The sequence below is a fragment of the Actinoplanes sp. NPDC051470 genome, from assembly GCF_040682035.1.
Lineage (GTDB): Bacteria > Actinomycetota > Actinomycetes > Mycobacteriales > Micromonosporaceae > Actinoplanes.
Genome location: NZ_JBFBAA010000024.1, coordinates 34338 through 61195, shown reverse-complemented (window position 1 = coordinate 61195; position 26858 = coordinate 34338). Strand labels below are relative to the sequence as shown.

At 72.3% G+C, this 26858-nt stretch carries 15 protein-coding genes; 9 read left to right on the top strand and 6 right to left on the bottom strand.

Annotated elements, in window-relative coordinates; genetic code table 11:
- Positions 1-4: 4 nt before the first annotated feature.
- From AB0M54_RS33470 to AB0M54_RS33455, 4 genes are read left to right on the top strand one after another with little or no spacing between them, the layout of a single operon-like run.
- On the top strand, positions 5-472 hold the full coding sequence (locus tag AB0M54_RS33470; RefSeq protein WP_364328811.1) for a GPW/gp25 family protein: 468 nt from the start codon (positions 5-7) through the stop codon (positions 470-472).
- The gene (locus AB0M54_RS33465; RefSeq protein WP_364328808.1) at positions 472-2418 is read left to right on the top strand and encodes a putative baseplate assembly protein; all 1947 of its coding nucleotides are present in this window, start codon (positions 472-474) and stop codon (positions 2416-2418) included. Before AB0M54_RS33470 ends, AB0M54_RS33465 begins: the two co-directional genes overlap by 1 nt.
- Complete coding sequence (locus AB0M54_RS33460; RefSeq protein ID WP_364328805.1) at positions 2418-2957, top strand: phage tail protein; 540 nt, start codon at positions 2418-2420, stop codon at positions 2955-2957. Before AB0M54_RS33465 ends, AB0M54_RS33460 begins: the two co-directional genes overlap by 1 nt.
- Before the next feature lie 24 nt (positions 2958-2981).
- On the top strand, positions 2982-4139 hold the full coding sequence (locus AB0M54_RS33455) for a zinc ribbon domain-containing protein (protein WP_364328802.1): 1158 nt from the start codon (positions 2982-2984) through the stop codon (positions 4137-4139).
- Here the strand turns inward: AB0M54_RS33455 and AB0M54_RS33450 are convergent.
- A complete protein-coding gene (locus AB0M54_RS33450; RefSeq protein WP_364475720.1) occupies positions 4136-7003 on the bottom strand; it encodes a winged helix-turn-helix domain-containing protein in 2868 nt (955 codons plus the stop codon). The genes AB0M54_RS33455 and AB0M54_RS33450 overlap by 4 nt on opposite strands.
- A gap of 267 nt (positions 7004-7270) precedes the next feature.
- On the opposite strand from AB0M54_RS33450, the gene AB0M54_RS33445 reads away from it, so the two are divergent.
- The 5 genes from AB0M54_RS33445 to AB0M54_RS33425 all read left to right on the top strand — a co-directional run bounded on the left by AB0M54_RS33445 (position 7271) and on the right by AB0M54_RS33425 (position 21487).
- Complete coding sequence (locus AB0M54_RS33445) at positions 7271-7441, top strand: hypothetical protein (RefSeq protein WP_364328796.1); 171 nt, start codon at positions 7271-7273, stop codon at positions 7439-7441.
- Positions 7442-7711: 270 nt separating this feature from the next.
- A complete protein-coding gene (locus AB0M54_RS33440) occupies positions 7712-10762 on the top strand; it encodes a DNRLRE domain-containing protein (protein ID WP_364475718.1) in 3051 nt (1016 codons plus the stop codon).
- 41 nt (positions 10763-10803) lie between these two features.
- The gene (locus AB0M54_RS33435) at positions 10804-14334 is read left to right on the top strand and encodes a LamG-like jellyroll fold domain-containing protein (RefSeq protein WP_364475716.1); all 3531 of its coding nucleotides are present in this window, start codon (positions 10804-10806) and stop codon (positions 14332-14334) included.
- A 47-nt stretch (positions 14335-14381) separates the two neighbouring features.
- On the top strand, positions 14382-20591 hold the full coding sequence (locus tag AB0M54_RS33430; RefSeq protein WP_364475714.1) for an RHS repeat-associated core domain-containing protein: 6210 nt from the start codon (positions 14382-14384) through the stop codon (positions 20589-20591).
- A gap of 86 nt (positions 20592-20677) precedes the next feature.
- Entirely contained in the window at positions 20678-21487 is an 810-nt protein-coding gene (locus AB0M54_RS33425; protein ID WP_364475712.1) for a hypothetical protein, read from the top strand.
- Here AB0M54_RS33425 and AB0M54_RS33420 read toward each other — a convergent pair.
- The 5 genes from AB0M54_RS33420 to AB0M54_RS33400 all read right to left on the bottom strand — a co-directional run bounded on the left by AB0M54_RS33420 (position 21447) and on the right by AB0M54_RS33400 (position 26782).
- Positions 21447-22217, bottom strand: coding sequence for an alpha/beta hydrolase (locus AB0M54_RS33420; protein ID WP_364328782.1), 771 nt, complete (start codon positions 22215-22217; stop codon positions 21447-21449). The genes AB0M54_RS33425 and AB0M54_RS33420 overlap by 41 nt on opposite strands.
- Positions 22218-22258: 41 nt before the next feature.
- Positions 22259-23068 carry a helix-turn-helix transcriptional regulator gene (locus tag AB0M54_RS33415; RefSeq protein ID WP_364328779.1) on the bottom strand — a complete coding sequence of 270 codons (810 nt, stop codon included), beginning with the start codon at positions 23066-23068 and terminating at the stop codon, positions 22259-22261.
- Between the two features lie 105 nt (positions 23069-23173).
- A complete protein-coding gene (locus AB0M54_RS33410; RefSeq protein WP_364328776.1) occupies positions 23174-24562 on the bottom strand; it encodes a GGDEF domain-containing protein in 1389 nt (462 codons plus the stop codon).
- A gap of 124 nt (positions 24563-24686) precedes the next feature.
- Positions 24687-25997 (bottom strand): enterotoxin, encoded by a 1311-nt coding sequence (locus AB0M54_RS33405; RefSeq protein ID WP_364328773.1) that lies wholly within the window; start codon positions 25995-25997, stop codon positions 24687-24689.
- Between the two features lie 11 nt (positions 25998-26008).
- On the bottom strand, positions 26009-26782 hold the full coding sequence (locus AB0M54_RS33400) for a helix-turn-helix domain-containing protein (RefSeq protein ID WP_364328770.1): 774 nt from the start codon (positions 26780-26782) through the stop codon (positions 26009-26011).
- Between the last annotated feature and the right edge of the window lie 76 nt (positions 26783-26858).

The following is a 26858-nucleotide window of genomic DNA, read 5'->3' as shown; positions in this document are numbered from 1 at the left end:
CACGATGCAGGATCCGCAACGGTTCGTCGGCGCGGGGTGGGCGTTCCCGCTGCGCACCGACGCCACCGGCTCGATCGCGCTGGTGCGTGGCGACCGCGAGATCGTCGAGAGCATCCGGCTGATCCTCGGCACCGCCCCGGGCGAGCGCCCGATGCGGCCGGAGTTCGGGTGCAACATCCACGAGCTGGTCTTCGCGCCGGCCGACGCGTCCACGGCCGGGCGGATCGCGTACGAGGTGCGCGTCTCCCTGGAGCGCTGGGAGCCGCGCATCGAGCTGCTCGACGTACGCGTCGGCTTCGCGCCGGGCCGCTCCGAGACGCTGCTGATCGACATCGACTACGCCATCCGCGGCACCAACGACCCCCGCAACCTGGTCTTCCCCTTCTATGTCATCCCCTCGCGCGGCGGCGACGCCCAGGACGAGATCGAGGCCGGCCCGTCCGCCATGGCCCGTATTACCGGAGGAAACTGATGCCGCTGCCGGTGCCCAACCTCGACGACCGCCGGTTCCAGGATCTGGTCGACGAGGCGAAGCGGATGGTGCAGGAGCGGAACCCGGAGTGGACCGACCACAACGTGTCGGACCCCGGTGTCACGCTCATCGAGACGTTCGCGTTCATGACCGATCAGCTGATCTACCGCATGAACCGGATGCCCGACCTGCACCTGCTGCGCTTCCTCGACCTGATCGGGGTGTCCCTGCTCCCGCCCACGATGGCTTCGGCCGACGTGACCTTCTGGCTGTCCGCGGTGCAGGACGAGGTGGTCACCGTGCCGGGCAACTCGCAGGTCGCCACGGCGCCGACCGAGACCGCCGACCCGATCGTCTTCACCACGCTCAAGGAGCTGCGGATCGAGCCGTCCCGGCTGGAGCGGATGATGACCGCGACGTCCGACGGCAACCCGGTCGAACGCACCGAGGACCTGAAGTCCGGGGTGCCGATCCCGGTCTACACCACCGAGCCGCAGGCCGGCGACGCGGTCTACTTCGGCCTGTCCAACCCGGTGCCCGGCGGCGCCGTGCTGCTCCGGGTCGAGTGCGAGGCGGAAGGCGTCGGCGTCGACCCGCGCTACCCACCGTGGGAGTGGACCGCGTGGGACGGCGACGGCTGGGTGCCGTGCGAGGTGGGCAAGGACTCGACCGGTGGCTTCAACCGGACCGGCGACGTGATCCTGCACCTGCCGGCCTCGCACGCCGCGTCGGTACTGGGCCGGCAGCGGGCCGGGTGGCTGCGGTGCAAGGTGGTGGAGCCGGACGTCGGCCAGCCGCCGTACCGGCTGTCGCCCAAGCTGACCTCGGCCGTGGCCAGCACGGTCGGCGGTACCACCCGCGCGGTGCACGCCGAGGTGGTGCGGGACGAGACGCTCAGCCTCTCCGAGGGCGTGCCGGCCCAGCGGTTCCCGCTGGCCCGCCGCCCGGTGGTCGCCTCCGACGAGCCGATGGTCCTCGAGGTGGCCGGCGGCGACGGCTGGCAGGAGTGGCGCGAGGTGTCGTCGTTCTCCGAGTCCGGCCCGGAGGACCTGCACTTCATGGTCGACCGGAACAGCGGCGAGGTGGTCTTCGGGCCGGTCGTCCGGGAGGCGTCCGGCGATCTTCGCTACTACGGCGACGTGCCGCCGAAGGGCGCGCCGATCCGCGTGCGGCGCTATCTGACCGGCGGCGGCCGGCGGGGCAACGTGGCCCGCGACTCGCTGACCGTGCAGCGGAACCCGGTGCCGTTCGTCAGCACGGTGACCAACCGCCGCCCGGCCTCCGGTGGCGTGGACGGCGAGACGGTGAAGGACGCCGCGGTGCGCGGGCCGCTCAGCCTGCGTACGCGGTATCGCGCGGTGACCGCCGAGGACTACGAGCTGCTGGCCCGGGAGGCCGCGCCCGAGGCGGCCCGGGTGCGGTGCGTGCCGGTGGGTCCCGACTCGGCGGCGGTCCGCGTGCTGGTGGTGCCCGCGGTCGCGCCCAGCGACGACGGCACCACCGACTTCGCCGACCTCAAGCCCAAGCCGGACATGCTCGCCCGGATCGCCCGCTACCTCGACGAGCGGCGCTGCCTGGGCGCCCGGATCTCGGTCGAGCCGCCGTACTACCAGGGCGTCACGGTGGTGGCGTCGGTCGTGGCGCGCCGGCGCAGCACCCCGGAGGACGTCCGCGAACAGTCCCGCGACGCGCTGTACGCGTACCTCGACCCGATCTTCGGCGGGCCCGAGGGCGACGGGTGGCCGTTCGGGCGCCCGGTGCAGGCCGGTGACATCTACGCGGTGCTGCAGCGGCTGCCCGGCGTCGACCTGGTCGAGGACGTGCGGCTGTTCGGCGCCGACCCGATCACCGGCCAGCGCGGCAACCCGGTGCAGCGGCTCGACCTGCCCGGCAACGCGCTGCCGTTCTCGTTCGGGCACCAGGTCCGGGTGACGGGGAGCCACTGATGCGCCTCGGCACCCCCGGCGTCCCGACACCGCATCCGATCGGCGAGCGCCTGCCCGCGGTGTACCACGAGGACGAGTTCACCCAGCGGTTCACCAGTGGGCTCGACGACGTGCTGGCGCCGCTGTTCCTGACCCTGGACTCGTTCCCGTCGTACCTCGATCCGCGCCTCGCCCCGCCCGACTTCCTGGCCTGGCTGTCGCAGTGGGTGGCCTTCCCGCTGGACGACGCCTGGCCGATGGCCAAGAAGCGCGAGCTGGTCGCCAACGCGGTCTACCTGCACGGCCGGCGCGGCACCACGAACGCGCTGGAGTGGCAGGTGCGGCTGCTCACCGGGGGCGAGGTCGAGATCACCGACAGCGGGGTCTGCCGATCGAGCGAGCAGCCCGGCGAGGACGTGCCCGGCGACGAGCCGCCGTGGGTGACCGTCAAGGTCCGGGTGGCCGATCCCGCCACGGTCGACGCCGCCCGGCTGCGTTCGGCCGTGGTCGACGCGGTGCCCGCGCACGTGCGGGTGACCCTCGAGATCGAGCAGTCCTGAGATATCGGGTACGAGGAGAGATAAATGATCGTCTGTCCGGAGTGCGGGACCCGGAACCCGCCCGGCACACAGTTCTGCGGCGAGTGCGGCACGTTCCTCGAATGGGCCGGTGACGAGCCGGCGAAGACGTCCGCCGCCACCACGCAGACCGCGCGCGGCGGCGGCACCACCACCGCCGAGCCGGTGACGCCTCCGGCGCCCGACACCGCGCTGCCGCCGAAACCGCCGAAGCCGCCGGAACCGGCCAAGCCGGTCGTCGACGAGGCGCCGCGCCCGCCGCAGCCCAGGCCGGAGCCGCTGGCCCCGCGCCCGCCCGAGCCCGCGCCGAAGCCGGTCGAGGAGGCCGCCGCCCCCGACACCGGCATCCGGCTGGTCCAGCCGGACGCGAAGCAGCGCCGGTACACCCCGGTGGTCACCGACGAGCCGGCGACCGAGACCCCCGGCGACATCGAGTGCGCGAACTGCGGCGTCGGCAACCTGGCCACCCGCAAGTTCTGCCGGTCCTGCGGCCACCTGCTGGCCCGGCCGGCCGACGAGAAGAAGAAGTCGTGGTGGCGGCGGCTCCGGGACAAGATCCGGGGCAAGGGCCGGCGGTACGACGCGGGCACCCGGCGGGTGCAACGCGGCCGGAGCATGCTGCCGCGGCTGATCGCGGTGCTGGCGGTGATCGGTCTGGTGGTGGCCGCGTTCACCGTGCTGCCGACCAAGGTCTACCTCCAGCGCGCCATCACCGCCGTGCGGGACCGCACCGGTGACCCGGCGCCGGTGCGGGCGAAGGAGTTGCACGCGTCCACCTCGATCTACGGCGCCGACCCGACCCTGGTCGCCGACACCGCGACCAACCGGTTCTGGTCGCCGCAGAAACCATTCGCCGGTGCCTGGATCGAGGGCACCTTCGACCAGCCGGTGCGCCTGCTCAACGTGATCGTGAACGCGGGTGTCTCGAAGGAGCAGAAGAAGTTCATCTCCGAGGGCCGGCCGCACGACATCATCGTCACCACGACGAACGAGGACAACGAGCAGAAGGCCTTCCCGCTGGTGCTCCAGGACAAGCCGGGCCCGCAGAGCTTCGAGGTCAAGGTGAGCAACGTCAAGCGGGTCCGGCTGACGATCATCTCGTGCTACGACGACAAGAAGACCTTCTGCGGGATCGGCGAGCTGGAGTTCCTCAAGCGAGGTTAGGAAGCGTTGCGGACCAGGGTCTCGCTCGGCCCGGCGGTGATGCCGAGCGAGGCCAGCATGTCGGCGTAGCCGCGTTTCGCCCGGGCCGCGGCGGCCGGGCTTGGCACCAGCTCGCAGGCCTCGATCAGCAGCCGCCAGCCCGGGTCGCTGTACCGGTCGATCTCGACGCAGCGCCGGGCGGTCAGCATGGCGTCGGACACCGCCCCGGCGTCGAGCTGGAGCCGGGCCAGGTCGGCCGCGGCCTCGGCGGCGTGGCGCTGGAGCAGGGCACGTTCCGGCACGACCCATTCCGCCGGGCCGTCCTCGGGGAGCAGTTCGCCGCCGTACGCGTGCAGGGCGACCCGCAGCGCGTACCTCCGGCCCGGGGTGTCTTCGGCCAGCTCACAGCGCTGCGCCTCGCCGAGGGCGGCGCGGAACCGGGCCACGTCGCTGACGCCGCCGCGGGGCAGGGCCAGCTCGTACGCCTCGCCGTGGCGCACGATCAGCTCGGACTGGCCGCGCCCGAGGCCCGGCTCGAGGAACGTGCGGAGGCTGGACAGCGCCACCTGGAGGCTGCGGGTGGCCTGGGCGATCGGCATGTCGGGCCAGAGCGCCTCGATCAGGTTCTCGCGGTGCACCGGCCGGCCGGCGTAGGTGGCCAGCAGCCGCAACGCCGCCCGGGTGCGTGGCTTGATCAGCGACAGGTCGAGTTCGACGCCGCGCCGGCGGATCCGGAAACCGCCCAGGCACCACACCTCGATCTCGGGCGGCTCGTCGGCCGTGGCCCGGCCGGCGGCGTTCCCGGCCCAGGCGGCGGCGACCGCGGCCGGCAGGCCACACTCGACGGCCAGCGCCGGGACGTCGGCGCGGGTGGCGCCGCACCGGGCCGCGGCGGCCAGCGCGGCCACCCGGGCCCCGGGCACGCCGGCCGACCGGGCCAGCGCGTCGGCCCGTTGCGCCTCGAGCTCGGCGTCGGCCAGCGAGTTCCGCGCCGCGGCCAGGGCCAGCAGCGACTGGGCCCACGCGGCCAGGGCGGCGGCGTCCACCGCGCGGCAGCGCTCCAGCCAGGCCGCGGCGTCGTCCACATCGGCCGCGTCGGGCTCCGCCGCCAGCGACCGGGCCAGGCAGATCATCCCCAGGGCGAGCACCGCGCCCCACTCGTCGGCGTCCCGGTCGCACTCGCGGATCACCGCACGCGCGTCGGCCAGCGCGTCGGCGTCGCCGCTGAGCGCCGCGCCGGCCCGGGTCAGCCGGACCAGCCACGGCAGCCGGGCGCGTTCGGCGTCGGCCAGCACCGCGGCCAGCCAGGCCTTGGCCTCGGGGTGCCGGCCGGAGGTGGCCAGCACCGCGTCGAGCAGCCGGGCGCCCAGCTCGGGCAGGTCGGCCGCCTCGGGCGAACGCTCGGGCAGGGTGCGGCGGACCTCGGCCACGTTACCGGCGATCAGGTGGGCGAGCGCGGCCACCAGCGGCTGGTCGGCCGAGGTGCTCGCGGTCAGCGCCGGGTGGCCGCGGACCGCCGACCGTAACCGGCCGAGGCCCGGGCCGGCCGGCGCGTGGCCGCCCGGCAGCCAGACCGCGATCGCGTGGCGCAGGGCGCGGACCGGCGACCGGCTGCGCTCGTCGCCCACGTGTTCCTCGGCCTGCCGCAGCCGCTCGACCGCGCCGGTCAGCCGGCCCCGGCCCAGCAGCTGGCGGGCCTCGGCGTAGATCAGCCACGGGTCGCCGGCCACCAGCCAGCCGGGCAGCAGCTCACGCCACGGCTCGATGTCTTCCTCGGCGACCTGGCCGCCCAGCTCGTCGAGCAGGCCGCGGACCTTGGCCCACTCCTCGGCCCGGGCGTACGCGCGGGCGCCCTCGACCCGGGCCCCTTCGGCCACGAGCTGTTCGGCCGCGCGGGCGTGCCACGCGCGGGCGCCCGCCTCGCCCAGCTCCTCGGCCAGCGTTCCGCCCAGGTGGGCGCGCAGCACGTCGTGGTAGCGGTAGGTCTGGCCGCCGTCGCTGGTGGACGTGAAGGCCTGCCGCCGGTCGAGCTCGGCCAGCAGCCGGGCGCTGTGGCCCGGGTGGTCGAGCAGCCGCTCGCAGCGGGCCGCGGTCAAGGTCTCGAAGACGCAGGTACGGACCATGAACTCGCGCAGGTCGGCCGGCAGCTCGGCCAGCACCGTGCGGGCCAGGTAGCCGCGGGTCAGCGCGGACCGGCCGTCCAGCGCGGCGATGGCCCGGCGCCGCTCGGCCAGCGACCGCGCGCCGGTCGACAGGTGGAACATGTGCACGCCGGCCGCCCAGCCGTTCAACCGGCGGGTCAGCGCGGCGACGTCGTCCGGCGGCAGTGGCTCGCGATAGACGTCGGACAGCAGGTATTCCACCTCCCACGACCGGAACCGCAGGTCTTCGGCGCTGACCACGGTGGTGGAGGAGAACTCGTGCCGGGCGAGGTTGAAGCCGGGCATGCGCCGGGTCCCGATCAGGACGCGCAGCGCGCCGGGCGCCCGGAGGATCAGCGCTTCGAGGGCCGCCTCGGCGTCGGTGCCGTTCAGGTAGTGCAGGTCGTCGATGATCAGGAGGTGCTCGTCGGGTGGGGCGGCGGCCAACCGGCCGGCCAGCTCGTCGAGGCTCCGCGGTCGCTCGTCGGCGCCCTGACCGCCCACCGCCCGCCACACGCCGCTGACCACCGCGTCGACCGTCGCGTTGCCCGGCTCGACCTGCCACCAGCCGACCGCGCCGGGCCAGCCGTGCGCGTACTGGGCCAGGAGGGTGGTCTTGCCGGTGCCGGCCGGGGCGGCGACGATCGCCAGCCGGGCGGTCCGCAGCCCGCCCAGCGCGTCGATCAGCCGGGGACGCAGGAGGCCGACCCGTGTGGGGTGGCGCTGCAGCGGCCCTGTCGACACTCGTCCTCCCGGTGACGACACGGAATGATCATGCGGCGGTTGCAGCACGTGCTCGACATGCTACCGATCCGTATTGATCCGAATTGAGCTTTCCGGGGTTATGTCCAAACCCGACAGTGGGCCCCTTTTCCCAGGTCAGTCCGATCACGACGGCATCGAAGGAGATCGTTTCGCCGTTCGGTCCGTATTCCGTCAGCCGTTCGGACACAACCTTTCTTGTGCTTTAAGTCACGACGCATCGACGGTTGTCTGGGAAAGGATGTCGCCATGGATTTCACACTGGTCTATCGCTCGGTGGCCGAGCTCGAGCAGGCGCTGCGCGACGCCGCGGCGGCGCACGGCGAGTATGAGAAGAAGGAGCTGGGCGGCGTCTTCGACGAGAACTGGCCGGCCTGGTACGCCGCCCACATGGCCCGGGCCGCGACCCCGGACGCCTGACGGTTCGGCCGATCCGCACTCATCCCTTCGGACACAACCTTTACGTCTCCTTAGTTGTCCCGGCTGCCTCAAAGGGCCTCTGACCTGCGGACGCTGAGGAACACGAAGAAAATTCCTGTATCTGGCACCCATCGACACGGGACAACGCGGAGATCACCGGACGGCTAGCTTCATCCACAGACGTGACTCTGAGTCCTGACGGGGGATGACCAGATGAACAGACGTCCGTGGATCCGGCGTGTCCGGATTGCGGCCACGGCCTCTTTGGCCGTGTCGATCGCGGTGGCTGCTGTTGCCGTCACCCGCAATGAGAAGACGACAACCGAGGCGCTGGCGCCGCTGACCGCCGAGGGACGTGCGCTGCTTGCCGCACGCACCGACGGGAAGCCGGTCAAGGTCGAAAGTCTGACCTCGCCGACCACCGAGGTCTGGGCCAAGCCCGACGGCGACCTCCAGGCACACATCTCGGCCGGCACGGTGCGGATGCGCCGGGACGGCCGGTGGATCACGATCGACCCGACGCTGGAGGCCCGCGGCGACGTCGTGGTCCCCAAGGCGCACCCGGGCGACCTGGTCCTGGCCGGCGAGCGTCCGGCCGGCGACCACGAGCTGGCGGCGGTCGGCGCCGGCGCCGAGCGCGTGGCGATGCACTGGACCGGCAAGCTTCCGGCGCCGCGGCTGTCCGGTTCGGAGGCCACGTATCCGGAGGCCCTGCCCGGCGTCGACCTCGTCGTCCGGGCCTCGCGCACCGGTTTCGAGCAGCTGCTGGTGGTGCGGGACAAGGCCGCCGCGGCGCGGATCGGGGCGGTCCGGTTCCGGCTCAGCGGTCCGGGCGCGGCTCAGCACGTCCGCGGCGCGAATGGTTCGGTCACGCTGAAATCGGCGGCCGGCGGCGCCACCATGCAGATCCCCCAGCCGGAGATGTGGGACGCGAAGCTCACCCCGGCGGGCGTGCCCGCCACCACGACGGCGGTGCGCACCACTGTGGAGCGCGACCGCCGGGGCCTGGCCCTGGTGCTGCGCCCGGACGCCCGCTGGCTGCGTGACCCGGCCCGGGCGTACCCGATCACCATCGACCCGGCGCTGAACCCGGCGCGGGTCACCTTCGACACCTACGTCCGGCAGTCGACCAGCACGAACGCGCACACCGCGAACGACCTCTGGCTCGGCCTCTACGCCACCGACCCGCCGACGATCGCCCGATCGTTCATCACCTGGGACTCCGCGGTGCTCTCGGGCAAGCACATCACCAGCGCGTCGGTGAAGTTCCTGAACTTCTGGTCGCACACCTGCACGGCGACCGGCTGGCAGATCTGGACGACCACCGCGGCCAACACCACCCACACGTACGCGAGCCAGCCCACCTGGGCCTCGGCCGCGTCGGCCACCTCGACCCAGACCAAGGGCAGCACCAACTGCGCCGACGGCACCGTGGAGATCGACGGCAAGGCATTCTTCCAGCACTTCGCCAAGGCCAACAGCGCCCTGGCGCACATGGGCCTGCGCGCCCAGGACGAGACCAAGACGGCCGGCTTCAAGCAGTTCCGCAGCAGCCAGGGTGCGGCCGCCGAGGTGCCGGTGGCGGTGGTCAACTACCAGGCGCCGCCGCTGATCACCGCGCGCAGCACCGACCCGGCCACCTCCTGCAAGACCGGCACCAGCCGCCCGGCGATCAACACGCTGACGCCCAAGCTCCAGGTCAGCGTGAGCGACGCCGACGCCAACGCGCTGACCATCGACTTCGAGTGGTACCGGGTCGGCGAGACGACCAAGCTCGGCGGCACCACGATCAACCTGGCCGCGAGGACGGGCACGGTCTTCACCACCGTCCCGGCCGGGCAGTTCGTCGAGGGCGGCAACTACTCCTGGCGGGTCAAGGTCTCCGACGGCGTGACCGGCAGCTCCGACTGGGACAAGTCCTGCGAGTTCAACACCTACCTGACCGCGCCGCCGGCCGGCGGTTGCACGCCCGGCGCCGAGTCCGACTTCAACGGCGACGGCGTCTCCGACGTCGCCGCGGGTGACCCGGACGCCGACGCCGGCGGCAAGGACGGCGCCGGGCAGGTCTCGGTGATCTACGGCGGCACCCGGCCGGCCGAGACGGTCACCCAGGAGAACGTCGGTGGCTCGAGCGCGGCCGGCGACCAGTTCGGTCGTTCGGTGGCCGCGTACGACGCGAACAACGACGGCTGCGCCGACCTCGCCGTGGGTGTGCCGTTCAAGGAGGCCGGCTCGGTCGCCGACGCCGGTGCGGTGGCGCTGATCCTGGGCTCGCCGGCCGGTCTCGGCCGGGGCCCGGGGACGCTCTGGTACACGCAGAACTCCACCGGCTGGGGTGACGACGCCGAGGCCGCCGACTGGTTCGGCTGGTCGGTCACCGCCGGCCGGACCGCGGCCGGCGAGGGCTATCTGGTGGTCGGCGTGCCCGGCGAGGACGTGGGCACGGTGATCGACGCGGGCCTGGTCCACTACGTACGCGGCGCGGTCAACGCCACCCTCTACGCCGGATCCGGCCTGCCCGCCCCGGCCAAGACCGACGACCGGCTCGGCTACTCGGTGGCCGGCTCGCCGCACCACCTGGCGTTCGGCCTGCCGGGCCGCACCATCGGCTCGGCCGCCTTCGCCGGCGCCGTGCAGGTGAACACCCACGAGCTGGTGTCCGGGCTGCCCAAGGCGCTGGTCACGATCGACCAGAGCACCGTGGAGACGGCCGAGGCGAACGACAACTTCGGCAAGTCGGTGGCCCTGGCCGCGTACCGCCCGGTGGGCACCGCGGCCGGCACCCCGGTGTCGATGCTGTTCGTCGGCGTGCCCGGCGAGGACGTCGACGCGGTGGGTGACGCGGGGCGGGTGCAGCGCTACAAGCTGACCGCCACGGCTCTCACCTCGCTCGGCGGCATCACCCAGAACACCTTCGCCAACGGCGAGCCGGCCGAGGCGGGCGACTACTTCGGCGAGAAGGTCACGCTGGTCAGCACCAAGCCGGCCGACGAGGCCACCGCGGCCACCCTGCAGGCGGCGGTCGGCGTGCCCGGCGAGGACCTGAGCGGGGTCGCCGACGCGGGCCTGATCAACGTCTTCGGCGCGGCCACCGACCCGGTCACCCCGTCCGGCCTGATGGTGCAGCGGAGCTCGACGTCGCTGCCCGGCTCGCCGGCCGACGGTGAGCTGCTCGGGGCGTACCTCGGGTCGTCCGGTGGGCGGCTCTGGGTCGCCAGCCCGCGGCAGAACCAGCTCCACGGTGTCCTCTGGGCCGACCTGGCGGCGGGGAAGAAGACCCCGGCCGTGATGTACCAGAACCCCGGCTCGGCGATCGGCTGAGGGCGGCAGCGATGAGACTTTTCATGAAGGAGGAGGGCGGCATGGCCGCACGGAGAACGCTCGCGCTGATCGCCACGGTCGGATTGCTGATCGCCGCGCCGGTCCCGGCGCACGCGGCGCCGGAGACACCCCGGCCGGCGGCGGCCGCCGCGGAGACCGGACCGGTGGCCGAGACCGAGGAGGCGGCGGTCGGGCTGGCCGAGGCCTCGGGCGAACGCGTGGAGGTCCTGGCCTTCCGCGACGAGCAGCGTGAGGTGTACGCCAACCCGGACGGCACGCTGACCGCCGAGGAACACGCCGAGCCGGTGCGCATGATGCGCGACGGCCGGTGGGTGGACGTCGACACCGATCTGGTCGAGCGCCCGGACGGGACGATCGGCCCGAAGGCCGCCGCCACGTCCCTGCGGATCACCGACGGCGAGGGCGCGGAGCCGCTGATCCAGGCGGACAAGGCCGGCCGGGAGCTGAACCTGAACTGGTTGCTGGGCGACCTGCCCACGCCGGTCATCGAGGGCAGCCACGCGACCTACGCCGAGGTGCTCGAGGGCGTCGACCTGGTCATCACCGTGACGCCGTCCGGCTTCTCGCACGTGCTGGTGGTGAAGAACGCCGAGGCGGCGAAGAACGAGAAGCTGCACGACCTGGAGTTCGGCCTGCAGACCGAGGGCGTGACGGTGGCCCCGGACGAGGAGGGCGGCCTGGTCGCCACCGACGAGGCCACCGGCCAGCCGGTCTTCGAGGGCGGCGCGCCGACCATGTGGGACTCGACCCCGCCGGCCGACCCGCAGACCGACAGCCGGCTCGCGGTCGCCGCCGCCGACCCCAACCTGCCGCCGGTGCTGAACGGCCCGTCCGAGTCGGCGCAGGTGTCCACGGTCGACGTGGCCGTCGGCGACGGCAAGCTCACGCTGACCCCGGACATCGACCTGCTGACCGGGCCGGACACCCAGTACCCGGTGGCGATCGACCCGGTGTGGTCGTCGACCACCCGCAGCGGCTGGGCCATGGTCGACAGCGGTTACCCGACCGAGGAGTACTGGAAGTTCGACAACGAGTCGCACGAGCGGATCGGGCGCTGCCCCAGCGGCTGCAACCGGTCGGTGGTCAAGCGGCTGTTCTACGCGCTGTCCACCCCGTACGTCGGTAAGCACATCATCAGCGCCGAGTTCCGGGTGACGATGGTGCACACGTACGACTCGTCGGCCCGCGACGTCTCGCTCTACCGCATGCCCTCGGGCATCTCGTCCAAGACGAACTGGAACAACCAGCCGGGCGGCAAGGGCAGCTGGAGCGACAAGGTCGACACCAGGTCGCCGACCGGCAAGCAGTCCTCGTGCACGACGACGAACCAGAACGTCGGCTTCAACGCCACCACCGCGGTGCGGAACGCGGTCAAGGACAAGGACTCCACCACCACGTTCGGCATCCGCGCCGACAACGAGAGCGACATCCACTTCGTCAAGCGGTTCTGCAACAACGCGGTGCTCTCGGTGAACTACAACCGCCCGCCGGCCGCGCCGAAGACCTCGGAGATGACCATGTCGCCGGGTGGCGCCTGCGTCACCGGCGCCAACCGGCCGTTCAGCGACGTGCCGCCGCGCGCGTTCGCCGTGTTCCGCGACCCGGACCACTCCAGCAAGCACACCGAGCAGGTCAAGGGCGAGATCAAGGTGTACTGGCCGGCCGGCGCGCCGACCACCAGCCGGACGATCCCGATCTCCTCGTACAAGGCCAGCGGCAGCCAGTTCAACGTCACGCTGCCGTCCGACCTGCCGCAGAACGTGGTGATCGGCTGGGAGGCCCGGGCCTACGACACCAGGGAATGGGGCGGGTGGAGCGGCCGGTGCGAGTTCGTCTTCGACAAGACGCAGCCGACCGCGCCCGACATCGACTCGCCGGAATATCTGCCCGGCGACGTCTCCGACACCACGTCGAACTGCGCCGGTGACGACGCCGAGTGGCGTGGCAGCATCGGCACGTACGGCGGCTTCACCTTCGACTCGGCGGCCACCGACGTGAAGGAGTACATCTACGGGTTCAACGGAAACCCGTTGCCGGACAACAAGCTGACGCCGACCTCGCTCGGCGGGCCGGTGTCCCGGCGGTGGATGCCGACCAGCGACGGACCGAACTTCGTCACCGTGCAGGCGATCGACCAGGCCAACAAGAAGTCGCCGATCGCGATCTGCCACTTCCGGGTGGCCACGGTCGGCGCGGCCGGGCAGTGGGCGCTGAACGACCCGGCCGGATCGTCGGCCGCGGCCGACAGCAACGGCGAGGGCGACCTCCACCCGGCCACGGCCGGCCGGGGCGTCGGCTTCGGGGTGCCCGGACCGGGCGGCCGCAGCGACTTCGCGGCCCGCTTCGACGGCACGGCCGACGCCAACCTGGCCACCTCGGCGCGGACCGTGGTGGACACCGGCAAGTCGTTCTCGGTCAGCGCCTGGGTGCGCCTCACCGACAGCTCACGCAACGCCACCGCGGTCAGCCAGGACGGATCCGGCGAGGCCGGCTTCACCCTCGGCTACGACGCGGCCAGCCGAAAGTGGGCGTTCCGCGTCCCGGTCGGCGACGTGCTGTCGCTGGGTGACTGGTCGGTGCTGGCCGGCCCGGCGCTGCTCAACGAGTGGACCCACCTGGTCGCCACCTACGACAGCGAGATCGGCTCGATCACGCTGCACGTGAACGACGGCTCGGTGACCGCGTCGGCGCCCCGGCGCTCGGCCTGGACCGCCCGGGGCCCGGTGCAGATCGGCCGGGCGACCGGCCCGTCCGGGTACCGCGGCGCCTGGACCGGCGACCTGGCCGACGTGGCCGTCTACCGGCGGCTGATCGTGCCCAAGGAGGTCCGCGAGCTGTTCGACCTGGTGCCGTTCCGCTCGGCCTACTGGACGATGAACACGCTGGCCCAGAACAGCACCCCGGAGGCGACCGGCGGGCCGGCGCTGACCACCGGCGGCAACCCGGTGCTCTACGCGCCGAACCTGAACGACGACCCGTTCGCCGAGCCGGCCCTGGTCGGCGCCGGGCACCTGAGGTTCGACGGGGTGGACGACTACGCCGCCACGACGGCGCCGATCGCGGCGACCGACCGGAGTTTCACGGTCAGCGCCCGGGTCCGGCTCGCCGGTAACGGCTGCGGCAAGAACATGGCCGTGCTGTCCCAGGCCGGCACCCAGAGCAGCGGCTTCGTCGTGCGCTGCTCGGCGGGCAACCGCTGGGAGCTGAACCTGCCGACCGAGGACAAGGCCAACCCGGTCAGCGACGACATCCTCGACGACCAGGTGCTGCCCGGCGCCGGCAACTCCGGCACCCACCTCGCGGTGGTCTACAACGCCTTCACCAACGAGGTCCGCCTGTACGTGAACGGTCAGCTGGCCGACGCGGCCCAGGGCCGGCACGACAAGGTGTGGCAGGCCACGGGCGGCTTCCAGGTGGCCCGGGCCAAGCAGAACGGCGCCTGGGGCCAGTTCTTCGCCGGGGTGATCGACGACGTCCGTGTGTACGAGGGCGCCGCCGACCCGACGCTGGTGCAACGCCTCGCCCTGCCCACCGAGCTCACCGGGATCTGACCGGACCGCTCCACATTCTGTCCAACGCGTCGACCTGGGGAGTCGTCATGGTCTCGGTAGTGGTGCGCGCTCGGCTATGGCCGTTCGTGCTTGTCCTGGCGCTGGTCGCCACCATCCTGTTGGTGCCGAGGGCGGCCTTCGCGGCGGAGGATTCCGGCCCCGGCCTGCCCGAGCTGAAGCCGCCGGCCGAGGGCACGGTCGTGCCGGTGAAGGACCGGGAGGAGGACCCGGCGGCGGAGGCCGAGGTCACCGAGCCGCCGACGGCCACCTGGCCGGACGCGGCGACCGGTGAGGTCGATCTGTCCGACTCCGACGGGGTGACGATCGGCGGTCTGGTCGTCGCGCCCGAGCCTCCGCCGGCGGGCTTGAAGAAGGCCGCCGCGGCCGACGCGAAGGTCCGGGTCGAGGTGCTCGACCCGGATCTCTCCGAGCGGGCCGGCGTGGACGGCCCGTTGCTGCGGCTGAGCCGGTCCGACGGCGGGACCGGCGCGGTCTCGGCGCGGCTCAAGGTCGGCTTCGCCGACTTCGGCAACGCGTACGGCGCCGACTTCGGCTCCCGGCTGCGCGTGGTCGAGCTGCCCTCGTGTGTCGCGGACACCCCGGACGACGAGGCCTGCGTGGAGCCGGAGGACGTCGAGACCGACGTCGACGCCACCGATCGCACCGCCACCGCGACCTTCGAGGTGCCGGCCGCGCCGCCGGCCGCCGCGCGCCGGTCCGCCTCGGCCGCGGCCGCCTCCGGCGGTGCGGTGTTCGGGCTGGCCGGTGGGGCTGAGTCGGCCCAGGGCAGCTTCGCCGCGACCAAGCTGCCGCCGTCGTCGACCTGGTCGGTGAACGAGTCGGCGGGCGGGCTGAACTGGTCGTACCCGACGCGGGTGCCGCCGGTGCCGGGCGGTCTCGCCCCGGAGGTCACCCTCTCCTACTCGTCGCAGACGGTGGACGGGGAGACCTCGGCCACCAACAACCAGGGCTCCTGGATCGGTGAGGGCTTCACCTACGAGCCGGGCTTCATCGAGCGGCGGTACCGGCCGTGCCGGGACGACGGCCACAAGAAGGTCGCCGACCAGTGCTGGGCCCGGTACAACGCGACGATGATGCTCGGCGGCTCGTCCAGCGAGCTGGTCATGGTCGACGAGAACAACTGGAAGCTGGCCAGCGACGACGGCACCACGATCAAGCGGCTGGCCGAGGACGGGAAGAACGACGACGACAACGGTGAGCACTGGAAGGTCACCACGCCGGACGGCAAGCAGTACTTCTTCGGCCTGAACAAGCTGCCCGGCTGGTCGGCCGGCAGGACCGAGACGAAGTCGGTGTGGACCGTTCCGGTCTTCGGCGACGACGACAAGGAGCCGTGCCACGCCTCGACCTTCGAGAAGGGCTGGTGCCAGCAGGGCTGGCGGTGGAACCTCGACTACGTCAAGGACACCTTCGGCAACGTGGTCTCGTTCTTCTACAAGCCGGAGGAGAACCACTACGCGCTGCGGGGCAAGAGCAAGGTCAAGGGTACGAAGTACGACCGCGGCGGCTACCTCCAGCACATCGACTACGGCCAGCGGGACGGCCAGGTCTACAGCACCGACGCGCCGGCCCGGGTGGTCTTCGGCACGGCCGAGCGCTGCCTGCCCACCGCGACCGTGAAGTGCGGCGAGGGCGACCTGAAGAAGTCGACCGCGCGGAACTGGCCGGACGTCCCGTACGACCGCAACTGCGCGGCCGACAAGAAGTGCACGATCCAGCAGAGCGCGCCGACCTTCTGGACGCGTAAGCGGCTGACCGAGATCCGCACCGAGATCCGGTCCGGCGGCGACTGGACGCCGGTCGACTCGTGGGCGCTCAAGCATCTGTTCGTCGACAACGCGGACGGCAGCCGTACCCTCTGGCTCAACGGCATCACCCACAAGGGCCTGGTCGGTGGCAGCGCCTCGCTGCCGTCGGTCGATCTCTACGGCATTCAGCTGCCCAACCGGGTGGACAAGCCCGGCGACCACATCTCGCCGCTGATCCGCTTCCGGCTGGCGGCCGTCTACACCGACACCGGCGGCCAGCTCGACATCAACTACGCGCCGGTCAACTGCGCGTCGGGCAGCCTGCCCAAGCCGGGGGAGAGCACCAAGCGCTGCTTCCCGGTGAAGTGGTCGCCGTCGGACTCGGTCAAGGAGCCGATCACCGACTGGTTCCACAAGTACGTGGTGGAACGCACCATCGAGACCGACCGCACCGCCAAGTCGTTCGACATGGTGACCAGCTACGAGTACATCGGCGACGCCGGCTGGCGCAAGCCCGAGCCGGACGGCATCACCGACGCCAAGTACGTCACCTGGAGCGACTGGCGCGGCTACGAGGACGTGCGCGTCCGCAAGGGTGACGGCCAGCGGATGACCACCCGGGAGGACAAGAAGTTCTTCCGTGGCATGGACGGCACGCTGACCGACGAGCTCGGCCAGAAGACCACCGACGTCCGGGAATTCATGGGCCTGGAGGCCAGCTCGGTCACGTACGACGGGTCGAAGGTGGTGGAACGCTCGGCCACCACGCCGTGGCGGCAGATCACCCACACCCAGACCGAGACGTGGGGTTCGCGGCGGTCGACCATCGTCCGGCCGGAGACGGTGCGCAAGCAGGTCGCGCTGGACAGCGGCGGGTGGCGCGAGACCAAGCAGATCACCACGTACGACAAGAAGTACGGCGTGGCCACCGAGGTGGACGACCTGGGCGACATCGGCACCGCGGCCGACGACCAGTGCACCACCACGTCGTACGTCACCAACACCACCACCGGCGTGCTGGCCCGGGTGGCCCGGGTCGAGACGGTGGCCGTGAAGTGCGGCCAGCCGGTCGACCGCAGCAAGCAGGTCATCGACGACAAGCGCACCTACTACGACACCAAGGGCTTCGGCGTGGCCCCGGAGCAGGGCTACGTCACCAAGGTCGACCGGCTCGCGTCGCACAACGGCACCACGGCGACGTACAAGACGGTCTCCGAGAGTGACCCGGACGCCTGGGGCCGCGAGGAGTGGTCCAAGAACGGGCTCGGCCGGCTGACCAAGAAGGCCTACACGCACAACGCCGACGGCCTGCTCGTCAAGATGGTCGAGACCAACCCGCTGCTCTGGGACAAGACCGTCGAGTACGCGCCGGCCTGGGGCGCCGAGACCGCACACGTCGACGCCAACGGCCGGCGGGACGAGGCCGACTACGACCCGCTGGGCCGGGTCACCGACGTGTGGCTGGCCGACCGCTCCAAGGCGGCCAAGCAGACGCCCAGCGTCAAGCACACCTATTACCAGCGCAAGGATCTGCCACTGGTCACCCGCACCGAGAAGATCGATGTGGACGGCAGTTATGTGGCCACCTTCGAGCTGTACGACGGGTTCGGCCGGATCCGGCAGAGCCAGCGGCCGGGACCGGGCGGCCGCCTGGTCGCCGACACGTTCTACACGGCCACCGGCAAGGTCGCCAAGGTCAACGACGAGTATCTGGCCGCCGGCGCCCCGGGCGACCGGATCATCGAGGTGAACGACGGCTCGGTGTCCGGGCAGAAGCGCACCGAGTACGACGGCGCCGACCGGCCCAAGGTGGAGATCCAGGCCGTCTCGGGCAACGACAAGTGGCGGACGGTCACCACCTACGGCGGCGACCGGGTGCACGTCGACCCGCCGGAGGGCGGCACGCCGACCACGACGATCATGAACGCCCGGAACACGGTCGCCGAGCTGTGGCAGTACAAGGGCGCCGGGCCGACCGGCGACCACGAGACGGTGAAGTACACGTACACGCCGGGTGGTCAGGTGGCCACCTACACCGACGCGGCGCAGAACGTCTGGCGCAACGTGTACGACCAGCGCGGCCGGCTCAAGGAGGCCACGTCACCGGACGCGGGCACCGTGAAGACCACGTACGACGACCTCGACCAGGTGCTCACCCAGACCACCGCCGACGGCGCCGTGCTCAGCCACGACTGGGACGACATCGGCCGGAAGACGGCCACCTACCGGGGTGAGGGCGCCAACCGCACCAAGATCAGCGAGTGGGTGTTCGACCGGGCCCTGAAGAACCAGATCGACTTCACCCGGCGGTTCGAGGGGACGGCCGAGTACGGCGTCGCCTACTTCGAGCGGGACGCGTTCTACCGCCCCGCGAAGACCCGGTACATCGTCAAGAACGACCCGAACCCCGAGCTGAACGGCACCTACGAGTACGGCACCACGTTCAACCGGGACGGCACCCCGCAGGCGGTCGGTTACCCGAAGGCCGGCGGGCTCGAGGCCGAGGGCGTCACCTGGACGTACGACGCGTTCGACCGGCCGATCGGGATGACCGGCGACACGCCGTACGTGACCGGGACCGAGACCCGGTACACGCACACCGGCTCGCTCATGCAGATCGAGCTGAACACCGGCGGCAAGCAGGCCTGGTTCACCTGGAACTACGAGGAGGGCACCGACCGGCTGACCAAGGCCCGGGTCGACCGGGAGATGGCGCCGGTCGTCGACCTGGACGCCAACTACACCTACGACGCGGCCGGCAACGTCAAGCGGATCGCCGACACCCCGGCCGGTGGCACCCGGGACGTGCAGTGCTTCACCAACGACGGGCTGCGCCGGCTGACCGAGGCGTGGACCAGCGCCAGCACGGCGGCCGACCCGTGCGCCGGTGGGGCGGACACGACCGGGGTGGGCGGCGCGGCGCCGTACCACCACTCGTACACCTATGACCTGGCCGGCAACCGCAAGACCGAGGTGCGCCACGGCGTCAACGGCGGGACGGACGTCAGCAAGGAGTACAAGTACGAGAAGCCGCAGCCGCACGCGGTCAGCTCGGTCATCGAGACCACGGCGTCCGGCACGAAGACCTCGGCGTTCGGCTACGACGAGGCCGGCAACACGACCGCCCGGAACCTGCCCGGCAAGGCGCAGACGCTGGACTGGGACGAGGAGAACCGGATCAGCGTGGTCCGCGAGGGCACGCAGAGCACCAGCTACGTGTACGGGCCGGACGGCAACCGCTGGCTCCGGCGCGAGCCCGGGGCGGTCACGCTCTACCTGCCCGGCACCGAGCTGCGGCTGAACACGACCACCAAGGCCGTCGACGCCACCCGGTACTACACGTTCGGCGACAAGCAGGTCGCCATGCGGACGAAGACCGGCGTGCAGTTCCTCGGCGGCGACCACCAGAACACCGCGATGGTCGCGATCGACGCGGTCAACGGCGCGATCACACGCCGGCGGACCACCGCGTTCGGTGAAGAGCGCTCGGCGCCGTCGGTGTGGCCGAACCAGCGCGGGTTCGTCGGCGGCATCCAGGATCCGACCACCGGCCTGACCCAGCTGGGCGCCCGGCCGTACGATCCCGGGCTCGGCCGGTTCCTCTCGGTCGACCCGGTCACCAGCCCGTCCCAGCCGCAACAGATGCAGGGGTACGGCTACTCCGACCACAACCCGGTCACGCTGGCCGACCCGGACGGCCGGATGCCGGCGCGCGACCCGGACGGCGGCGGCAACCGTGGCGGCAACCAGTCCAGCTGGCACAACCTCACGGTGCTGATCTCCTGGTGGGCCATCCTGTTCCGGTTCGGGCTGCACCGGGACGTCACCGCCGACCTCGGGCCGGGCGGCGCCAAGCGGAACACCATCCCGCGAGCGCACAAAAGCGGCGACGGCCGTTCCGGCAAGGCCGACATCATCATGTGGGGCGAGGACACCGTCTACATCTGGGAGGTGAAGCCGGGCAACGCGGCCGGCAAGGCGGAGGGCAAGCCTCAGATCGAGCGATACATCCGGGAGCTCCAGGCCGAGCTGAAGGGCAAGGGCATCACGGTCAAGGCCGGTCCGGCGATTCCCAGCATGAAGGGCATCCCGACCCCGGACGGCAAGCGGCTGGACATCTGGATGGAGCCGGGCAAGTTCCCGGGGCTGATCTTCTACGGGCCGAGCAAGGACAAGTCGGATCCGAAGCAGCCGTACCGCCCGTACCCGATCCCGGTCCCGGCGACCCAGCCCAAGGAGAACCCGAACACCAACCGGGTGCCGAACGTGTCACCCGGCCCGGCGCCCGGCACCGAGGGGATCCCGAGGCTGGTGCCCGGCCCGAACGGCGGGTCGGTGTCCCCGGCCTACTCGGAGAGCGGCGATCTGCCGTTCCACTTCGATCCGCCGTCGGCGAGTGACGTCGGCCATGGGGCGGTGGCCGTCGCCACCGGGGTCGCGATCGTGATCGGCATCCTCTGGAGCGGCATCACCGGCGCTCCGGCGTAACACCCGCGACGGCCGTGGGCCGGGCATCCCGCCCGGCCCGCGGCCGGTACCGTTTGCGGGTCGGACACGATCACCGGGAGGATCGGATGGAGCCCTTCGTGCGGGCCGTGCTCTATCTGGAGGCGGCCGACCTGCCGGCTCTGAGCCCCTGGCACGACGCGGCCGAGGCGGCGCTGCTGCCGATGGTCCAGCCGCCGGCCGCCCCCGCGGTCAAGCGTGAGGTGACCGGCTTCGTCCGGGCCGCGGACGGCAGCGGCGGCCCGATCGGTGGCGCGGTCTGGGCCGACCACCTGGTGCCCGATCTCGATCAGCTGCAGACGATCTGGAGTTACGGCGACGCCCGGCCGCACGGCCCGGTCGAACACGTCGACGTCCGGGTCTTCCGTACCGGTGGCGGTTTCCTCTGGCTCGACCTGCTCGCCGGCCTGACCGGTCCGGCGGCGCTGCCCGCGGTCTGCACCGCGATGATCGGGGTGCTGCAGGCGACCGGCGCGCAGGCCGACCCGATCTACGGCGAGATCCTGGTCGACCGCGAGCCGCAGAGCCCGCAGACCGCGCTGGACCGGGTGCTGCGCCGCATCGGGGAAGACTCGCTCGAGGCGGGCCGCCGGTTCCTGCGCGGCTACGAGTGGGTCACGGTGTGCCCGTCCGACCTGGCCAAGGCCCTGGGCGGCGCCGGCGCGCTGCGGGCGACCGGCGCGTTCGCCGAGATCACCGAGCTGGGTACGGGCGGCCTGCTGCTCCGGGCCACCGACGACCCGGCCGGCTGGACCGAGGAGGCGGCACGCCGCGTGTTCGACGCGGTGCGCCCGGTGCTGCCGCCGGGCCGGCCGCGCCCCCTCGAGTTCGAGACCATCACCAATGTGGTGATGACCGACGCCCATCCGGGTAGCTGACACCCGCGATCGCGGCGGTCAGCTCGTCCGGGTGGGACAGGAACGGCGAGTGCGCCGCGTCCAGCTCGACCACCGTGGTCGGCGCGGCCGACACCTCGTCGAGGTCCCGCACGAACCGGCGCTGCAACGCCGCCGGCACCGCGTTGTCCTTGGCACAGACCACGTAGGAGTGCGGCACCGCGCCGAACCGCTCGCGGGTCACTCCCGGGTCGGCCACCGTGATGGCGGCCGGGGCGTCGGCGGTGAGCAGCCCCATCGCCGCGTCCGAGGTGTCCGGGTCGACGTCGTGGTAGAAGGTCTCCCGGATCTGCTCGGGATCGGCCGCCACGCGCATCACGCCGGTCTCGGCCGGGTCGCCGCTCAGCAGCCGGTTCACCATCTCGCCGGCGTTCTCCGGGCTCATGAAGTAGTCGATCACCGGCCCGGTCACCGGCGCGAACGCGGCCACGAACATCAGGTGCTCGAAGAGCGACGGCTCCCGCTCGGCCGCGATCGTGGCCACCGCGCCGGCCATGCTGTGCGCCACCACGACGCACGGCTCGCCGCCACCGATCAGCCGGATGTCCTCGATCAGCGTGTCGACGGGGTTCCCGGCCCGCTTCGCCCGCAGGCCGTGCCCTTCGAGATCAACCGCTACGGAGGGTACGCCGCGGGCGGCCAGCCGGGCGGTGACGGGGCTCCAGCACCAGGTGCCGTGCCAGAAGCCATGGACCAGAATCACTGTTCGCATGTGGTCCGACCGTAGGGCCGGCCGGGACGGTCAACCACACATCAGCTGTACGTGGACAGCGCCGCCAATCGCCCTTCGGTGACCTGGCCCGCCGCCTTCATCATCAGCAGCCGCTGCCGGGAGGAGGCGCTGGTCAGCACCGAGCACTCCAGGTCGAGCCGGCCGACCCGCGGGTCGTGCACCACCTTGGCCGAGCAGTGCAGCGCCGACACCGGGTGCCGGTCCCACAGCTCGGCGAACTCCGTACTCGCCGCCCGGAGCTCCTCGACCAGCGCCGCCGCCTCCGGGTCGGCGCCGCGCCGCTGCACGGCCGAGCGCAAGTCGGCGACGTAGGCCAGCGAGGTGTCGGCCTGCTGCTCCGGCGGGTCGAGCCGGTCCCGCCACCCCGGGTCGGTGAACCACAGCCGGACCAGGTTGACGCCCACCATGTCCCCGAACAGCAGCACGTTCAGCCGGTTCTGGGCGATCAGCCCGCCCAGCTCGCCGGACATGAACCCGGGTGTGGTGCCGGCCATCTCGTGCAGCACGTAGGCCAGCTCCGGGTCGGGCTTCCCGGGGGCCGGGCGCGCGGGCGGCGCCTGCCCGGCCAGCAGGTAGAGGTGGTCGCGCTCGTCGTCGGTCAGGCGCAACGCCTCGGCCATGCCGGCCAGCACGGTCACCGACGGCTGCGGCCCCCGGCCCTGCTCGAGCCGCTCGTAGTAGACCGTCGACATGTGCGCCAGCCCGGCCACCTCGTCCCGGCGCAGGCCGGGCGTGCGGCGCCGGGCCCCGTCGGGCAGGCCGACGTCGCCGGGGCTGAGCCGCTCCCGCCGCCGGCGCAGGAAATCACCCAGTTGATCGCGTGTCCGCACCGGCCGAGCATAGATGCCGGTCGTCACCGGCCGGGCGGGCCGAACCGTCGCTGGTAGTCGGTCGGGCTCAGGCCGGTCCGATCGCCACCACGCGATGCGCCCCGGTCACGTGCTGTTTGTACCCGCCAGCTCCGGCGTGTAGCGCTCGGTGCGGCCGCGGCCCGAGCGTTTGGCCTGGTAGAGAGCGATATCGGCGTGGTCGACGAGGCCTTCGGCGGTGTCCGTCTCGGCGTCCATGACGGCGATGCCGATCGAGACGCCGATGGTCACGCTGCGGCCGTCGATCTCGTACGGCCGGGTCAGGTCGTCGCGGATCCGGTCGGCCACCGCGTACGCCCCGGCGTCGTCGTGCAGCCCGCGGCACAGCACCAGGAACTCGTCACCGCCGAAGCGGCTGACGAAGTCCTCGGGCCGGGTCGCCGCGATCAGGCGCCCGCCCACCTCGGCCAGCAGGCGGTCGCCGGTCGCGTGCCCGTACGTGTCGTTGACCGGCTTGAACCCGTCCAGGTCGAGGAACAGCGCCGCCACCGGCCGCTTCTGCGCGATCGCGGCCTCGGCCTGTTCCAGGAACAGCGCCCGGTTGGGCAACCCGGTCAGCGTGTCGTGCAACCGGGCGTGGGCCAGCCGGGCCGAGCTGATCAGGGTGGCCGCGCCGATCAGCAGGATCAGCGTGACCGCGCCGGCGAATCCGGCGAAGATCAGCCAGGCCGCCCGGTTGGTCGCCCGCAGCGGCGCCAGCAGGCCCGACCGGGACGTCGCGATCACCAACCGCCAGGCCGTTCCGGCGACGGGCAGCGTCTGGAAGTAGTCGCCGCCGGTCACGCCGCTGCCGACCCGTGCCGCGGCGGTCGCCAGCCGGGCGTCCGGGACCGGCCGGCCCGCCGGTGTGCCGTCCGAGGCGACCAGCACGTGGCCGGTGCTGTCGACGATGTAGGTCCGGGTCGCCGTCACGTTGAGCGCGCTGCGCAGCACGTCGGCGACCTCGACGGCGCCGGCCGGCACCACGAGCACCCGCGTCCCGCCCTGCGTGGCGAAGGGCTGGAACGCGTAGAGCATCGGGGTGCCGTTCTCCATCGCGACGTCGCCGTACGCCAGTTTCCCGGTCGTCATGGCCAGCCGGAACCCGGGCGAGGCGGGCAACGTCGCCGCCGTCGGCGCGGCCGAGGCCGGCGAGGCGCCCAGCACCGCGCCGTCCGCTCGCAGCACGGCCAGCCAGGCGACGCCCACCCGCTGGACGTCGAGCACGGGGCCGAGGTCGCTGACCGGCCCGGCGAACGTCGTGGTCGCCCAGCCGCGCGTCTTGGTGTCACTGGCGGTGATGGTGTCCCCGGTGACCGACGCGGCCAGCCGGGCCCGGGCGTCGAACTCGCCGACGATCCGGTCGCGCGCCTCGGCCTGCGTCCGGGCCAGGTAGAAGCCGACCAGCCCGACCATGGCGACGGCCAGCATCACTATGCATCCAGCCGCGGCGCGGCGCAGGAGGGCGATGTTCACATCACCCGTATCGGCAGTTCCCGCCCGGCCCTGAGCCGGTCAGCCCCGATAGGTCCGGCCGGCGCCGGGAAGACCGAACCGGGCGGCCGATCGGGGGTGCGAGAACTGCCCTGCCTCGCAAGAATCATCGCAGGGCCGCCACGGCGCGTTCGGCGTCGGTGAACGGCGGCTCGGCCGGCGGGGCCGAGCGTGGCCCGCGGGCGGTGGCCAGCACCGTGCGCGGGCGGAACAGCCGGGTCGCCGGGGCGTTCAGGCTGAACACCCGGACCAGTTCCTCGGCCACGTCCGGCCGGTCCAGCGCGGTGCGGAACAAGCGGTGCTGGTAACGCCAGACCAGGCGGTCGGTGCGGGCCGGCGCGGCCCCGCGTACGCCGGGAAACCGCACGTCGGACCCCGCGGCGTGCCCCCACCCCTCGGCCGCGGCGGCGGTGATCGCGGCCTGGTCCACCCGGTCGCGCAGGATCAACGCCTGCTTGGCGGCGATCGACATGCCGTGGCCGTACACCGGGTTGTAGGCGGCGACCGCGTCACCCAGCGCGACCAGCCCCGCCGGCCACTCCCGCACCCGGTCGTAGCGCCGCCGCCGGTTGGCCGTGGTGTTGGTGACCCGGACCGGGCCGAGCGGCTCGGCGCCGGCGATCAGGTCGCCGACGATCGGGTGCCGCATCGCCCGCGCGAACGCCACGAACTCGTCCTCGCCGGCCGGTGGCTCGCCCCCTCGGGTGCCGGAGAGCGTGACCAGCCAGCGCCCGTCCTCGATCGGCATCAGCGCCGCGGTCTGCCCGGGCCGGCCCAGCGTGGGGTCGGCCTGGATGTTCACGATCGGGAAGTCGCCGGCCGGGGCCCGGAACAGCCGCGTCGCGTACCTCAGCCCCGAGTCGACCACCTGCTGCGGCACCTCCGGGACGCCGAGTTCGCCCAGCCAGTGGGTCAGCCGCGACCCCCGTCCGGTCGCGTCCACGACAAGATCGCCGTTCAAGATCGTTTCTTGGGTACGTGCGCCCGACACCCGCCGCGCGTCGCCGGTCAGGCCGTCGACCGTGGTGCCGTCCATGATCCGCACGTTCGGCCGGGCGAGGACCCGCTGCCGGAGCACGTGGTCGAGGAGGGCCCGGCTGCACGAGATCACGTACTCGCCGGTCGGGCGCCGGGGCAGCCAGCCCTGCGGCAGCAGCATCACATAGCCGTGCGGCAGCCCGAGCCGATGTGCCCCGGCCGCGATCCACGCGTCGACCGTGCCGGGGAGCAGGTCGTCGACGATGCGGGCGCCGCTGGACATCAGCACGTGGGCGTGGTGGCCCTGGGGCAGGCCGCGGCGATGGTCGGGTTCCGAGGGGAGGGTGTCACGTTCGATGAGCGTGACGTCGTAGCGAGGGGTGAGCGCGGCCGTGGCGAGCAGTCCGGCCAGCCCGGCGCCGAGGACGATGGCATGCATGTCGATGCTCCTCAGGTGGGGTCGATCTTCTCGGCCAGTTCGGCGTTGATCCGCAGCAGCTCACGCAGGGTCTCGTCGCGGTGGGCGTCGATCCACCGGGTGGGCGCGGTGATGCAGACGGCGCCGGCCAGGTGGCCGTACCGGCGCAGCGGCACGGTCACCGACTGCCAGCCGGCCACCGGGGACGGGCCGAACGCGTAGCCGTGTGCGCGGATCGCCGCGATCTCCGGGTCGGCCACCATCCGGTCGCCGACCAGGCCGGCCAGCATGACCCGGCCGGGCGCGTCGACCGAGAGCGGCGCGCAGAACAGGATGTCGGAGGTGAGCTGGCGTTCGGCGTCGCCGAGCAACTCGTCGTGCTTCGGCGCGAAGTACGCCAGGCAGTACCGCATCGGCGTGTCCAGCATCAGCGGCACGTAGAGCAGCACGGTCTGGCCGGTGGTCCGCTGCAGCGCGGCGAGCAGCAGCCGGGTCCGGCGGGACAGGGCCAGCATCGACCCGGTGCCGGTCTGGGCCATCACGGACGGTGGGGCCGGCTCGACCGCGCCGGTGTAGGAGTCACCGGCGCGGTCGACGAGCGAGTACCGGCCGCGGTCCGCTTTCGACACGGTGCCGACGCGGATGGCCGACTGGAGGATCCGGTGTGCCGTGGACGGCTCCAATCCCGCCTGGGTGGCGACGTCGCGCAACCGGTGCGGACCCGGTCCGAGCGCGGCCAGCGCGTCGAGCAGGAGGAAGGCACGATCATTGGCGGTGCGGGCAGCGGCTGGAGTCACGATCGTCACGCTTTTCTCCCCGTTGAAGAGAATCGAACCGTCGACTGAACGATGAAACCGATAAATCTCCAAACCCGAGGTCTGT